14 protein-coding genes are annotated in these 14,679 nt (G+C 37.8%); 10 read left to right on the top strand and 4 right to left on the bottom strand.

The window, feature by feature from the left end; all coding sequences use genetic code 11:
• Positions 1 to 359: 359 nt before the first annotated feature.
• The 4 genes from L2B55_RS14505 to L2B55_RS14490 all read left to right on the top strand — a co-directional run bounded on the left by L2B55_RS14505 (position 360) and on the right by L2B55_RS14490 (position 6,718).
• Positions 360 to 2,510, top strand: coding sequence for a glycoside hydrolase family 3 C-terminal domain-containing protein (locus L2B55_RS14505; RefSeq protein WP_237846866.1), 2,151 nt, complete (start codon positions 360 to 362; stop codon positions 2,508 to 2,510).
• Positions 2,511 to 3,235: 725 nt separating this feature from the next.
• Positions 3,236 to 3,478, top strand: a complete 243-nt coding sequence (locus tag L2B55_RS14500) for a hypothetical protein (RefSeq protein WP_237846865.1) — start codon at positions 3,236 to 3,238, stop codon at positions 3,476 to 3,478.
• Positions 3,479 to 3,977: 499 nt separating this feature from the next.
• The gene (locus L2B55_RS14495; RefSeq protein ID WP_237846864.1) at positions 3,978 to 5,723 is read left to right on the top strand and encodes an adenosylcobalamin-dependent ribonucleoside-diphosphate reductase; all 1,746 of its coding nucleotides are present in this window, start codon (positions 3,978 to 3,980) and stop codon (positions 5,721 to 5,723) included.
• 50 nt (positions 5,724 to 5,773) lie between these two features.
• Positions 5,774 to 6,718: a 1-phosphofructokinase family hexose kinase gene (locus L2B55_RS14490; RefSeq protein ID WP_237846863.1), complete on the top strand. Its 945-nt coding sequence runs from the start codon at positions 5,774 to 5,776 to the stop codon at positions 6,716 to 6,718.
• A gap of 45 nt (positions 6,719 to 6,763) precedes the next feature.
• Here the strand turns inward: L2B55_RS14490 and L2B55_RS18930 are convergent, their stop codons facing one another.
• The 3 genes from L2B55_RS18930 to L2B55_RS14480 all read right to left on the bottom strand — a co-directional run bounded on the left by L2B55_RS18930 (position 6,764) and on the right by L2B55_RS14480 (position 7,945).
• Complete coding sequence (locus L2B55_RS18930; protein ID WP_255696470.1) at positions 6,764 to 6,892, bottom strand: hypothetical protein; 129 nt, start codon at positions 6,890 to 6,892, stop codon at positions 6,764 to 6,766.
• 315 nt (positions 6,893 to 7,207) lie between these two features.
• Entirely contained in the window at positions 7,208 to 7,666 is a 459-nt protein-coding gene (locus L2B55_RS14485; protein ID WP_237846862.1) for an OsmC family protein, read from the bottom strand.
• Positions 7,667 to 7,729: 63 nt separating this feature from the next.
• A complete protein-coding gene (locus tag L2B55_RS14480; protein ID WP_237846861.1) occupies positions 7,730 to 7,945 on the bottom strand; it encodes a YgaP family membrane protein in 216 nt (71 codons plus the stop codon).
• 172 nt (positions 7,946 to 8,117) lie between these two features.
• On the opposite strand from L2B55_RS14480, the gene L2B55_RS14475 reads away from it, so the two are divergent.
• The 6 genes from L2B55_RS14475 (at position 8,118) to L2B55_RS14450 (ending at position 12,763) form a co-directional block, all read left to right on the top strand.
• Positions 8,118 to 8,546 carry a MarR family transcriptional regulator gene (locus L2B55_RS14475; protein ID WP_237846859.1) on the top strand — a complete coding sequence of 143 codons (429 nt, stop codon included), beginning with the start codon at positions 8,118 to 8,120 and terminating at the stop codon, positions 8,544 to 8,546.
• Between the two features lie 55 nt (positions 8,547 to 8,601).
• Positions 8,602 to 9,261, top strand: coding sequence for an NADPH-dependent F420 reductase (locus L2B55_RS14470; RefSeq protein WP_237846858.1), 660 nt, complete (start codon positions 8,602 to 8,604; stop codon positions 9,259 to 9,261).
• A 333-nt stretch (positions 9,262 to 9,594) separates the two neighbouring features.
• On the top strand, positions 9,595 to 10,434 hold the full coding sequence (locus tag L2B55_RS14465; protein WP_237846857.1) for a CHAD domain-containing protein: 840 nt from the start codon (positions 9,595 to 9,597) through the stop codon (positions 10,432 to 10,434).
• Between the two features lie 148 nt (positions 10,435 to 10,582).
• Positions 10,583 to 11,293: a hemerythrin domain-containing protein gene (locus tag L2B55_RS14460; RefSeq protein WP_237846856.1), complete on the top strand. Its 711-nt coding sequence runs from the start codon at positions 10,583 to 10,585 to the stop codon at positions 11,291 to 11,293.
• Between the two features lie 166 nt (positions 11,294 to 11,459).
• On the top strand, positions 11,460 to 11,882 hold the full coding sequence (locus L2B55_RS14455; protein ID WP_237846855.1) for a hypothetical protein: 423 nt from the start codon (positions 11,460 to 11,462) through the stop codon (positions 11,880 to 11,882).
• Between the two features lie 26 nt (positions 11,883 to 11,908).
• On the top strand, positions 11,909 to 12,763 hold the full coding sequence (locus L2B55_RS14450; RefSeq protein WP_237846854.1) for a restriction endonuclease: 855 nt from the start codon (positions 11,909 to 11,911) through the stop codon (positions 12,761 to 12,763).
• A gap of 375 nt (positions 12,764 to 13,138) precedes the next feature.
• Here L2B55_RS14450 and L2B55_RS14445 read toward each other — a convergent pair whose 3' ends face one another.
• Positions 13,139 to 14,629: an IS1634 family transposase gene (locus L2B55_RS14445; RefSeq protein ID WP_237845796.1), complete on the bottom strand. Its 1,491-nt coding sequence runs from the start codon at positions 14,627 to 14,629 to the stop codon at positions 13,139 to 13,141.
• Positions 14,630 to 14,679: the final 50 nt, after the last annotated feature.

The raw sequence follows: 14,679 nt of genomic DNA, 5'->3' as shown, positions 1-14,679 counted from the left end.
AAACTGCTGCTGGAGCAGTTCATCATACAGAAAGGGTGAAGGTAGTTGATCAGTCCTTACTTTACGATCCGATTATGTCTCGAATTTGGAAGGACGAGGAAGACCGAAATCATTAGATGAGTCTGTTCGTGCAGATGTGGAAGCGATACCCAAAAATGGTAGCAAGGAGGTGGATTATGTGGATAGGTCAATGACAGACTGGAAATTACTCCTGCCAGTCGTTATTGCGCGGATGAAAATTTGTGCCAAGCCATCTTAAACACATTTGAATTGGTAGACTAACGAAAGTGTAAAAGTCCAACTGAGAAAAAAAGGAATCACAGTGGTGTTTTTTAACGAATAAATATTTATATAAATCAATGAGAGTAGTCTATTTATTTTTCGCTTTAATTATTGGCATAAATACAGTTTACGGTCAAAATAGAAGTGACCAGGAAGCTTTACAAATTGCCAATGATGTATTATCAAAAATGACCTTGTCTGAAAAGGCGCTGTTGCTCCATGGCGACCATATATTTAGTTTCCCGGGTATCAAGAGATTGGGTATCCCGGTATTTTATCCAATTGACGGTCCTTGTTCGGTAAGGCCCGAATTGTCGGATGGTGGGCGTTACATTCACGTGGGAGATACTGTCGATTGTGCAACAGCTTTTCCGACCCTGTCGGCCTTATCGGCAACTTGGGATGCTGACCTAGCATTTCAGTTTGGTAATGCCATTTCCAATGAATTTAGGGCGCGGGGAAAAGATATGTATTTGGGGCCAGGGGTTAATATTGTGAGAACCCCTTTATGTGGACGGAATTTTGAATACATGGGGGAAGATCCGTTTTTGACATCATCCATATCTACTCCTATAATACAGGGTGTACAGCAGAATAATGTTGCTGCCTGTATCAAGCACTTTGCCTTGAACAATCAGGAGTTGGATAGGTTTGCTGTTAATGTAACAGCCAGCGAGCGGGCATTGCATGAAATTTATTTTCCTGCTTTTGAAACAGCAGTAAAAAAGGGAGGAGCATTGAGTTTGATGGGGGGCTACAATAAATTTAATGGTGATTGGTGCTGTGAAAGCGAATTTTTGTTGAATAAGACATTAAAACAAGACTGGGGATTTAAAGGGGTAGTTATAAGTGATTGGGGGGCTATTCATTCGATGACCAAAGCAATGAAAGCTGGCTGCGATTTGGAATCAAATTTTTCGCGAGAGTATCTTAATATTCAGAAGGCTGTAAATGAAGGAACACTTCCTGTTTCGCTTGTTGATGAAAAGGTTAGAAGAGTACTGTGGATGTATGCTAAGCTAAGAATGATTGGACCAGATGCTGAGAAAAGGGTAAAAGGTGAATTACGTACCGAAAAGCATAAGTTGCTGGCTCGAAAGATTGCTGAAGAATCAATTGTTTTATTGAAGAACCAAGGGCATATTCTGCCTTTAGATAAGAATAAAATTTCCAAACTCCTCATTGTGGGAAAGGTAGCAGATTCCCGATTAACGATAGATATTAATGCAAAAGCTGTTAATGATTTGCTTGGCGGAGGAAGCGGAGAAGCTAAACCATTGTACGAAATAACACCATTAGAAGGTATTAGGCACTATCTGTCTGCTTCCTCTCAAGTAGAGTACATTGCTAATCCGGAGAACTATAAGGATGCTGATTTTGTAAAAAAAGTAAAAAATGTAGATGCTGTTTTGGTTTTCACAGGAAATACGCATGAGCAAGAGCATGAGGGCGAGGACCGAAAGGATATTCTACTTCCTAAAGGACAAGATGAAATGGTTCGGGCTATACTTGCCATACGGCCAAGAGCCGTAATAATTAACCAAAGTGGAGCTCCGGTTGCTATGCCATGGGAAAAAAAGGCCAAGGCCATTGTTCAGAATTGGTTCAACGGACAAGAAAATGGAAATGCGCTTGCTCGGGTTATTTTCGGAGAGGTAAATCCTTCAGGAAAATTAAGCTGTACATTTCCTAAACAGTTGTCAGATGTAGCCTGCCATTCTTTAGATGCTTATAAGTCTAAAAGCGAAAATTATATAGAGGATATTTTGGTAGGATACCGTTGGTTTGATAAACAAGGTATCAATCCACTTTTTGCATTTGGTCATGGTTTGTCATATGCTAAATTTAAGTTTGGAAAGATCAAAATTACCCAATTAGCAGAAGGCGATTCTATTAAAGTTGTTGTTCCTGTAACAAATCAAAGTAATAGAACGGGTACAGAAGTAGTTCAATTATATATTAGTGAAATTTCTCCATCAGTATTAAGACCGAATCAAGAATTAAAAGGTTTTCAGCGGATTCAACTGGCAGCTCATGAAACCAAAGAAGTGGCATTGAATTTATCAACTAGAGATTTCTCCTATTGGAGTGAAATAGAACATGGATGGAAGTATAATTCAGGGAACTATGAAATTAGAGTAGGCGCTTCTTCCCGAGATATTCGCGTAAGCAAAGAAATTACTTTAAAAGAGAACTTTAACTTATTACAAGCAAATGAGCTCAAGTAATATTGAACCTTTCTTAAGATATCTATGAATAAAATTTATAGCGTATTAGTCTGTCTTAGATCGATGGGATTGCAAACAGAAGTTTTAGTGCAAAAGTTATAGGCAGTATCTCACTAACTGTGTAAGTATAAAAAATAATGGGGTTTTAAACCCCATTATTTTTTTGTGTTGTGGATATAACTGTATTAACGAAACAAGAATTTACATACAGAATTTATCCTAACAATGAGTGACAAAACAGTGTATTTCGATATTATTCATACACCAACTACTCATAAGCCTTGATAAGTTGGAAAAGAGTCATTTTTCAGGAATAATGTAGAAGGTCTTTGGAAATTTAATCTGAATTAAACGGATATTTATTCGAATAATTCAGAATTTTTATAAATTTCACAAGCAAAGTACAGGTCTCGTCTTCTGTTTGTTGACTTTTACCAGCCTAAGTTTATAATATTCAAAAGCCGACGCTATGCTTTTTAAAACCGGCAGAAACTATGACCTTAATAGAGGAGTGGATGCTAAATTGATTTACCTTAAATCTTACCGTTAACCCCGATTTTGGTAGGTGGAAGCAGCCCCGGCTCTCAGGCTCCACAGAATAAAAACCGTTAACCTGTAATATTGTTAACGGGTTTTTACTAAACAAAAAAACACATATTGCTAAAAACCAGCAAATTAACCAATAATAAAATCTTTTAACGGATATATATAACGTACCTTTAATTATGCAAATACAACCCTTTTCAATTAATGTATTGTTTGATGGTGTCAACTATAAAGGTATGGTGCAAACGGAAAGCAATACCAAACGCTTAGTCTATAATGTATATATTAAGGGGGCTCCCTTCACGCTTACAATAAACGAGAAAGGACACTGGAGCCAACTGTACGGACCAATGCAGCTTCCTTTCTTTATAGAGACCATTGGTGATGAAATCGATCAACTAAATTCGAATGAAAGCCATTGAGTAATGATTCATCAAAGAGTCAATAGGATGTAGATAGAATTTCGAATCCCTCTGGGTTCACAGAACACATTAAAAAACCGCTTCAAATTATCTTTATAGCGGTTTTTTTATTTTTCAAGACTGTAGAATTCATCGCTCATTTTTAGTCTCAATTCCTAAAATAAGTGCATTCAACAGTCATACAGTAACCATTCAAGGTAAGCACCTATCCATTGGCCAATTTTATAGTTCTGCAGTTAGCAAACTTCTTCGTTCGCTCTCTTTAAGAGCATGACCCTATCACTTTATTCCTGAAGTATTTATAATTCTAAACTTTTAATTTGGGTGGTTTATTAACATCTGCTGATGTCATTAAAGAGAGTTGTCAAGTCGAATTGAGTCAGAATTTGATGACGAAAATCAGCGCGTCGGTTTAGCATTGTCATAAAACATCGTTTTAACTGGTAATAGCTTTGAATAACTTGGTAAGGAATTTTAAAAATAGGAGGTCCAAAGGATTATGACTTCTTTATCTCCAAATGCTTTAAAAGTACTTCAATGTAGGTACTTGCGTAGGAAAAGTGATGGGTTTCTTGAAACACCTGAGGATTTATTTCGAAGAGTGGCAAGAGCTATTGCCGCTGCGGAAATATACTGGGGAACGGCAAGCGATGCTGAAAAATGGGAAGAGCTATTTTATTCGGCATTGAGCCAGCTTTTATTTCTTCCTAATTCTCCCACACTCATGAATGCTGGCACCAAACTTAATCAGCTAAGTGCATGTTTTGTTTTACCTGTTGAGGATAGTATGGAAAGTATTTTCAGTACATTGAAATTGGCTGCCCTAATTCAGCAAAGTGGAGGCGGAACTGGCTTTAATTTCTCTCACCTTCGACCCCAAAACGATTTGGTAACGGCTACAGGTGGCACTGCATCCGGCCCTGTTTCCTTTATGAAAATATTTGACGCAGCTACCGAATACATTAAACAAGGTGGCAAACGAAGAGGCGCCAACATGGGAATCCTGAATGTGGAGCACCCAGATATTGAAGAATTTATTAGCACCAAAAGAGAGAAAGGAGTGCTAACCAATTTCAATATTTCGGTGGGAGTTTCGGATGCTTTTATGGTTGCAGTAGAAAGGGGGGAGGTGTGGAACCTAGTTCACCCCAACACAAAAGAAATAGTAAAAAGTATTGAATCAAAAAAACTTTGGGATGACATTGTAGAAAGTGCCTGGAAAAGCGGTGATCCTGGGTTAATTTTTCTGGATACAATTAATGCAGTAAATCCAATTCCTCAAATTGGGAATATTGAATCAACTAATCCTTGTGGCGAAGTTCCATTACTTCCTTACGAATCATGTAATCTGGCTTCCATTAACCTTTCAAAATTTATAATTGAAACAAACGGAAAACGAACTATTGATTGGCGCCATTTAGAGAAGATTGTGAAAATTGTAACTCGTTTTTTAGATAATGTAATTGAAGTGAATAATTACCTGTTGCCTGAGATTAAAACAATTGTACAAGGTAACCGCAAAATAGGATTGGGAGTTATGGGATGGGCTGAGCTGCTGATTTTACTCGAAATTCCTTATGATTCAACCTCAGCAATAGAATTAGGAGAAAAATTAATGCAATTTATTCAGCAAAAAAGCTTCGATACCTCCATTGAATTGGCAGCGCAAAGAGGCGTATTTAAAAACTGGACTCAAAGTATCTATTATCCCCAAACATCTATACGGAATGCAACCAGGTTAAGTATTGCACCCACTGGCACTATCTCGATCCTTGCCAACACCTCTTCGTCCATTGAACCCCTCTTCGCATTAGCTTATCAGCGTAATCATGTTTTAAATAATGAAAGTTTGGCTGAGATTAACAGCTTATTTATTGAATATCTTTATCGAAATAACCTCTATTCAGAAAATATTATTGAACAGGTTAAAGTGGAAGGGATTGCTAGAAATGTGAATGAACTCCCTGAATCGGTTAAAAATATTTTTAAAACTGCCCTTGAGATTTCTCCTGAATGGCACCTCAAACATCAAGTGGTATTTCAAAAATACACCGATAATGCAGTTTCGAAAACCATTAACTTGACTGAGGATGCAAGCATTTCAACCGTTGATTATATTTATAGAACCGCATGGCGAGAAAAGGCGAAAGGCATTACCATTTTTCGTTATCACTCAAAAGGGAAACAAGTACTTGAAAAAGGGATTAAAAGCAGCGTGAAAGCTTGCAAGGTTTGCATTGAATAAACAACATTTGGAGAAGTATCTGCAAAATCAATAAAAGTAATTTCAGTTCTATGACTCGTATTGCAACCATAACATTTAGTCCTTGTATAGATAAAAGTGCTGCGGTAAGCGCTTTATTGCCTGAAAAGAAACTGTTATGCAGTGAACTCAAGTACGAACCTGGTGGGGGCGGGATTAATGTAGCTCGTGCCATTAATAAATTAGGTGGAGAAGCAGCTGCTATTTATCCAGCGGGAGGCTATACTGGTGAATTTTTCACCCAGTTGCTTGAAGATGAGCATGTCCCTTCAATTGTAATCGATACGGTTTCTCATACCAGGGAAAATATAATTATTCTTGATAAAGCGACGAATCAGCAGTATCGTTTTGGGATGCCTGCCGGTGAATTATCAGAAAATGAATGGGTGGCCTGTCTGCAGGAAATAGAACAGCTAATGGATGTTGAATTTATTGTAGCAAGTGGTAGTTTACCTCCAAGTGTGCCTTTAGATATTTTTGCAAGAATTGCAAAGATCGCAAAGAAGAAAAATGCCAAACTGATTGTTGATACTTCGGGTGAAGCATTGAAGAATGCTATTATTAATGAAGGCGTTTACTTGTTAAAACCTAATTTGGGCGAATTAAGTTCTCTTGTGGGTAAAGAAGAATTGCAGCTGGATATGATTGATGATGCAGCAAAAGAAATTATTGCCAAGGGTTACTGCGAAGTTATCGTTGTCTCCATGGGTGCCGCCGGAGCCATGCTGGTAACCAAAGATATTATGCAAACTATCACCACGCCTCCTGTTAAACGAAAAAGCACCGTAGGGGCTGGCGACAGCATGGTTGCCGGTATTGTTCTAAGCTTATCAAAGGGTAAAAACTTATTACAATCGGTTCAATATGGAGTGGCTTGTGGTACTGCAGCTACCATGAATCCAGGAACTGAATTATGTCGTTTTGAAGATGTTGAAAAATTATTTATGCAAATTCAACGTACGCGCACCGTTATTTGACAAAGGAATGTACTTAACAACTTCTACTTTTTGTAATCACCTTTTTCAAATCGCCCCATTCTTCGTTAAACGTATTCGGTAAACAACGGCCACTTTCATAGTGCCCAGTCTGTGCGAAGGCAATGCTGTTTCGCTAACTATAAAAGGCAGTAGTTGCTTAATTAACTTTTGCATGCCATTATACACATAATTTACCGGAACGATTAAAGTAGTATCATCCGCATGGTAACCTATGCGACCAAGAATCTGGCCTTTAAAAGCTCTTCAATTTGAGTCCTGTTTAACTCGCCAAGCATAAAACAACTTTTAAATTTTATCTGAAAACTATTCTACCACCTTTGTTTGAATTTTAGCTTAATAAATTTATTTCTGCTGGCGAACAAGAGCAATGACCACAATCAATTGCAACCGTGACAACTGGTTTCGTTTATAAGAGATAAAATGATGATACAGATAGGTTTTCCACAAGTTCAGATTAATCCTGAATAGTTAGGTTAGCTGTTCATTAATTAATATGGTGGGTTTCACAATGATCTTTGATTTAATAGAGTTTGAAATTAAACAGGCGGCTTCCGATTTCTGCAAAACCCGTTCTGCTTTATCGCGCTCTTTTTTGTCAGTAATTTCAACGGTGGGTTCAAGAATAATTTCACTTATCATAAATTTTCCATCAACTTGCTCTAATTTCCCTTTAGATCTGCACCTAAAATTTTTAAAATTAAGTTTAGAGTTTTCAGCAATGGCTAAAAAAGTTGTCATTAAACAACTACCTATCGAAGCAGTAAACAAATGTTCGGGCGTCCAGATGCCAGGAATGCCTTTTGGAAATTGAGGAGGGGTTGCTACTTCAATGCAACTGTTTGCCTCGTGGCTTAACTCAGGAGAACACATTAGTCCTTTGCGTTCCATGTTCCAGTTTACATCAACATGATAATAATGCGGTTCCATGGTTAAATGTATATTTCTTAAAAAGCCGATTATTAATGTTAAAAAAAATGACTTATTCAATCATTATTTCGTGCTTTTGGCTATACTGCAAGTATTAATTCCCAAAGGTGCATAAAGCGGGCAAAAACCAATCGCACTTGTCGTAACAAATACACCGGCCAAAACCAATAAAATAATACTCCATGTACCAGTTAAAAAGTCGGTAAAATATAAGATTACAATCATCGCAGCAATGATCAACCTGATCATTCTATCTGCATTTCCCATATTTCGCTTCATTTTTCTATGTTTTTCTTACAAGTTTACAGGGTTTTTGTGTGTTATAATGTGATCAAAGTCACGAGCCAAGGTGTTTTTCGTCAGGATCATGTTTGTTCAAATTTATAGTTTAAAAATATTTGTACATACAAATAAAGGTTCTTTATCTTAGCGAAGCAGAAATTATTCAGGGATGGGCGATCTTAAAAATTCATTTAGTGGATGTTTGTATTATTCAGCAAATGCTTTGGCCAGGGTGATGAATGAGATGGCTGAAGAGGCTTTTAAGCCGGTTGGTTTGCCTCCATCTTATTGTTTTTTATTGATGATAGCCAATAAAGAACCCGGTATTTCTGCCGGCGATACAGCAGGGGTTATGCAGTTAAAACCTTCCACCATTACTCGATTGGTTGACAAAATGGTAGATCAAGGTTATTTAGACAGGCAATACCAAGGAAAACAATCATTCATTTACCCTACGGAGAAAACCAAATACATAAACGAGCTAATTAAAAGTTGCTGGAGGAATATGTACACCATGTATGCTGAAAAATTAGGCGACTCTTACGCGCGTCTGATCACAGCCAATGTATTTGAGCTGTCCAAGAAATTAGGGGTATAATTTTTTTTTAAATCAATAGTTGTATATACAATTGTATTAATCTCTAAAATGTAAAATGAAAATTGCAGTATTAGGAACGGGCATGGTAGGAGTGACCATTGCCTCAAAATTGATTGAATTAGGACACGAAGTAAAATTGGGGAGCCGCTCGGCTACTAATGAAAAAGCTGAGGCCTGGATGGGCAAGAACGGCAGGAATGCCTCTCAAGGTACCTTTGCTGATGCAGCAAAATTCGGAGAGGTCGTCTTTAACTGCACAAAAGGTGTAGCTTGCTTAGAAGTTTTGAAATTGGCTGGAGCAGAAAACCTGAAAGGTAAAATTCTGATTGATGTGTCCAATCCGCTTGACGATTCAAAAGGCATGCCGCCTTCGCTGGCTGTTAGCAACACCGACTCGTTAGGCGAACAAATTCAGCGAGCTTTTCCGGATGTAAAAGTGGTAAAAACATTAAACACCATGTGGTGCGGAATTATGGTCAATCCTCGCATGTTGCCCGAAACAACCAATGTTTACCTGAGCGGTAATGATGCCGATGCTAAAGCAACCGTAAAAGGTATTTTGAAATCTTTCGGTTGGCAGGAAGAAGAGATGCTTGACTTGGGCGATATTACCACCGCCAGAGGATCGGAAAGCGTTTTACCCATTTGGCTACGCGTATGGATGGCTACCGGTAACGGAGCTTTCAACTTTAAAATTGTGGCTGCACAGCAGTAATAAAACTTCTGATAGGCGGTATTATGTAATAAATTAATGCCGTCAATATTGAACATTTAAATCATTTAAGGTTGGGGGTGTAGTATTTGTATAGTTTCTACTCCTGGATCAATCATCAATTGTTACTTACATCATGACCCGAATCAGACCATGATTTGATTGTGCTCATGCATATCCGGATGCCTTCAGGTTAAATTTATAACTGCCTTTAAAAGTGCTCCAGCATAGATGATTTCTTATCTCGGACATGGATTGTTGGGCGTTGAACAACAATTACAGAATGAATTATTTACTGAGGTTGATAGGACTAAATATTTCCAGTATTAAGTAATTATGAACAATCATGAGGTGCGGGTCGTTATTGAAAAGTTTTTTAAATTTTTCAGGAAGTGTGCCAGAAAAATGGAGCCTGAATTGCAGTTTGATGATCTTATTCTTTTGTGGTGTGAAATAAAAAGGTTCAGAGCCTTTCTTAGAATGGCAGGTTATGAATCGGATACTGATCTGTTCTTACCTGCGGGAATAAAAGAGGTATATGGCAAGGCTGGTATTATTAGAAACTTACAATTGCATATACATCGCATTTATAACGCTGCAAAAAATGAAAGAAAGAAGCCTTATAAATACATGCTGCTGCTAGAAAGCGAGCTTGACAATTGGAAAGACAGATTAAGGAAGGAGCTTTCTTTCAATCCCTGGTTTGATGCTGAAAAAATTATTAAAAAAGAATTGCCGAATGTTATCCATTTAAAAGCAATCGAGAATTTTGTGCAAGAAAAAATAACCGAGCTGGATGCACTTATTCACAATAATCATAACAGTGATGACGACTTGCATCTTATCCGCAAGAAATTAAAAGATCTCCTCCATAATTTCAGCACGTTTGAGAAAGAATTGCAACGGCCCTTTCCAGTCTATGTATGGAATGAAGAAGAAATTAAAATTATAAAAAGTGTTGTTGCTGAGTTGGAGCAGTTTAATGATTTGTGCGTTTCCGTTTCATTTTTACATCAGGGTATTGCCAGTGAAATTAGTGACGAAGAAAAGAAACAACTAAGAGTCTTATTACATCACTTGTCACATGAAAAAGAAAAAGCGAAGATTAATATTTTAGCCCAACTGGTAATTATGAATTTGCATTCAATAGCAGTAAAAACTGATCATATAAACTGAAAGCACTGCTGAGGTTTAACCAGGCAGATCATTGCTTTTATTCCTCTTCAGAGTTCATGTAAAGGGTAGTCACAACAGTTTTTAACGGCATGAAAAAATATAAATTAATCGGAGTATCACTTATAAATTAATTTACAGATATCATTTTATGCCCTATAATTATTTCTTAACTCAGGTAATGCAGCGTTATTCGGTTAACCCGCTAAAAGCTGGAGGGTATTTTTATGCTCAACTTCATCTGAAAGGTCTGGATAAGGAATTTATATTTTCCATTCTCAATTTGTTTGAGGAAAATAATTTCAAAGCAGCAGCGTTTGAGCCATTCAGTATTGAATTGATTGTTGACTATATCCAGCGTACGCATGCCTTTTATCTTCAAAAAAAATTGCCTGAAATAGAACAAAGCATCCTCCTGTTACACAACTATTATCAATCCAATCATCCATTGCTTAAAACCCTGCATGATTTTTTTCAACGCTATTGCAACGAGCTCGGTAATCACCTTAGGGAGGAAGAAAACAAACTGCTTCCTTATATTGTGATGTTGCGTAATGCAGAAAACTCCCCAAAGCACCTTTTGCACTATCTACTTGCAGGTGAGGAATATTCCATTACAAAATTTCTTGCCGGGCACCATGATACCGAAGACGAACTGATGCAAATTCGCAATGCCATCCGAATGTATAATCCACCGGTCTCCGATCAGTCATTACACCGTATTTTGCTTTCTCAACTGCAAGCCTTTGAGCAAGACCTGCATGTTCATGCCATTATAGAAGAGCAGGTCCTAATTCCTAAAGCTATTAAAATTGAAACTGAACTAAAATATAAGTTACGCTACTTGGTTCTATTGAACTGATAAACGGAAAGGGGAAAGAGGAATATGAAATTGAGGAATTTGACCGCCTGATATCTCTCAGTTTTCCCTGACCAAACTCATCTTTTCAGCTGATTACGATCGTGTTTATTACTTTTTTTCATGAATATATTTGATTCATGAATTTTTGTATTAAATAAGAACTGCTATGGAATTGATTATTGAAAAAGACTATACGATCAAAAAAATTCAGAAAGCATTTAATGCAGCATACCCTTTCTTGAAGATCGAATTTTTTAGACGGCCCCATCGCGAAAGCAAACCTTCTCCCAAATCTGAACTCATTGCTCCTAATAAAGTATTAGGTGATTTGACTGAATTTCATTTTTCAGGTTTTGTTGATATCGCCCCTAAAAGAACTGTTGCCATGATAGAAAACGACTTTTGGGAAAAATTTGGCTTATCGGTACAGGTCTTTCGCAAATCGGGCAATTTATGGATAGAAACTTCTCTGACCGACAACTGGACACTGGAACAACAAAATTATGAAGGTGAACAACTGAGTACGCCTATAGCGAATGACATGTCCCTGGAAGATCGAATTGAGGACCAGCGAGTTGATGAAGAATGAAAAAGTAGCATCAGCTCCTGTTTACCATGAAATCATCTTTGTTAATTGAAAAAGCATCGGGAGAAATTGTTCCTTTCTCAGCTCAAAAACTTGGACTCTCTTTAAAACGAGCGGGGGCGAGTGATGCTGAGATTAATGCAATAGTTGATAAAGTAAGCAGCCAACTCGTTAATGGAAGCACTACCAAAGAAATCTATAATATTGCATTTAAGTTGTTGAAAAAACAAACGAATTACACCTCTGCAAAATATAACCTGAAACAAGCAATTATGCAGTTAGGTCCTTCGGGTTTCCCATTCGAAAAGTTCCTGGCAGAGCTCTTGAAATTTCAGGGATTCAAAACGGATCTTAATGTTATTATTAAAGGGCATTGTGTGAATCATGAGATTGATATTATTGCGGAAAAGGATGATAAACTCTTTATGATTGAATGTAAGTTTCATAATCAACCGGGTTACATATGCGATGTGAAAATTCCACTCTACATCCATTCCCGGTTTAAAGATGTGGAAGATCAGTGGGAGAGAGGCCTCAATTATAAAACTAAGTTTAACAGAGGATGGGTAGTAACCAATACCAAATTTTCATCAGATGCCATAGAATATGGCAAATGTGCCGGTCTGTACTTGTTGGGCTGGGATTACCCTCAAAACGAAAGTTTGCGCGAACTAATTGATAAAGAAGGTCTGTATCCTGTTACCTGTTTAACCACACTCGCCGGTGCTGAAAAAACAAAATTGCTTGAACAGGGAGTTATTCTTTGTAAAGAAATTTGTGTCGATCCTTCGCTTCTTACAAAAATTGGAATTTCAAGAGGTAGATTACAGAAAATTTTGAATGAAAGCAGAGGGATTTGCAAGCATGGATCTCAATATTCATAAATAATAGTAATTGTTAGCCTAATTTTTCTTCTTACTCATCCAATGCAAGGCTATGCAGGGGGCCAACATTATAAATAGTAGCACAATTCTGATATTCAAGAAAAAAGATAACGTTAACCTGGCCAAGTCAGTTTCGTTTGTATGAAATATGCCCTCAATCCTTGGTACCCAGGTGTTCCAAAAAGCAATTGCTACAATAAAAAGGATGATGGCAAATAAAACACCGATGAGAAATGTCCGAAAAAGAAAATTTCTCCAAAATATAACTTTTTCCTTCTCCATAATTTTAGTTTTAAGAGTTGAGCTTTTAATACAAAAGATTTTTAAGCTTCTCCTTTTCCAGGAGAATAATTTTTCCCTCCTGACTTGTCCCTTTTAGTGCGGCAGTTTTAGATTTTGCACCAATTTTTCGATTAACGGCGTTATTTTGGCCCTAATGCGTATTTCCTTCCCTGTAATTCCATTCACCATCCTGGCGTCCGTGATCTTTTTCAATTCGGTTACGAACTTTTTTATAGATACTTCGGTTGACAATTCAATATGTTTGGATACTACTAGCGACATGAAGCAGACCAATAAGTGAAGGTTTATAGGCTCTTCTTTGTAATGGAAAATTGGTCTGGTCTGAAGATCGCTTTTAGATATCCTAAAAGCCTGTTCAATCCTGTACAGTTCGTGATAATGCCCTATTATCGTATTGTTGTCAGCAACACTTTCTTCCAGATTAGTGTAATACCCTTTTATTCCCAACAATTTTTTCGTTTTTTGGATCAGCGTACGGTTGAGTTCTAATACTTCGCCTCTCGATTTGGTAAACTTTGTCTTCTTACCCTTTGAGGGAGTCTGGATAATCGTTTCTGCTTTCTGTATCTGCTTTTCCATTTCGTACTTATCTTTTTTGTATCGTACTGCCGAATAACTGCATATCAGATATCCATTATCGGTTTTTATCCTGATGCTATGGCCGTCTTCTCTCTTGAGAGAGCGATCGATTTGTTCGATCAAGGGACTCGAAAGATTCCCCAGTCTTGCACCTACGATATAATTGATATTACTTTCGACCAATGCCTGGACATTGACCGAACTTATCATGGCCGCATCTGCGACGATGGTAAAATTGGCAACGCCATGCTTGCGGATGAACTTCTGTACGACGGGAAGGATCGTGTGCCCCTCAAATGTGCTGCCGGAGAACACCTCATAGGATACAGGGAAGCCTTCTTTGGTCACCATCAAAGCAACCAATATCTGGGGTTGTTGTGATTTATTGTCTTTAGAGAAGCCATTCTCCCTGAGCTCGTCTTCCTCAAAAGTCTCGAAATACAAGGTGGTTACATCATAGAACAACAGCTCGAAATTGAACGCGTAGCTGCTCTTTGCGAAGGCAACAACGATCTGTTCGACATCCTGCTTCAGCTCCAGCCAATCCCTGGCTGACTTATAAAAGCTCTGCCTTCGATGACGAATGCCAAAATAGGTATCCATCAGCTCTATAGATCGCAATTTTGAAGCAGGCTCTAAGATCCGCATAATGACAAGATCCAACAATAGTGGTTTCTTGATATAGGATAGACCGACCTTGTTGACGACTTTCGAAAGTACTTCATATAAAAAGGTATAATGTACACCTAAAAACTGCGCTCTGTCCAGGAAAATCAAATTGTCAAACTTTGTTTCCTCCTTGAACGGCAAGCTCGGTGTGTAATTGTCGATGAAATCCTGCGCGACCAACATAAGAGATTCGACTTCCGCCTCTGACCTTCCTGAACCGATATGCTTGTAGACTACCCTTTTTCGCTTATAATAATAAATTACCTGAACAGCCTTTGCTCCTGAGGCAGTCGTAACAGTTCGAATTCGTAGCATAATTTAAGCTTAGTGCGACAAATTACGGTTTTCAAAACTGTAAAATACTG

Origin of the sequence: Solitalea lacus (assembly GCF_022014595.1) — a bacterium.
Classification (GTDB): domain Bacteria; phylum Bacteroidota; class Bacteroidia; order Sphingobacteriales; family Sphingobacteriaceae; genus Solitalea; species Solitalea lacus.
The sequence above is the reverse complement of the archived record's forward strand: the minus strand, read 5'-3'. Positions and strand labels throughout refer to the sequence as shown.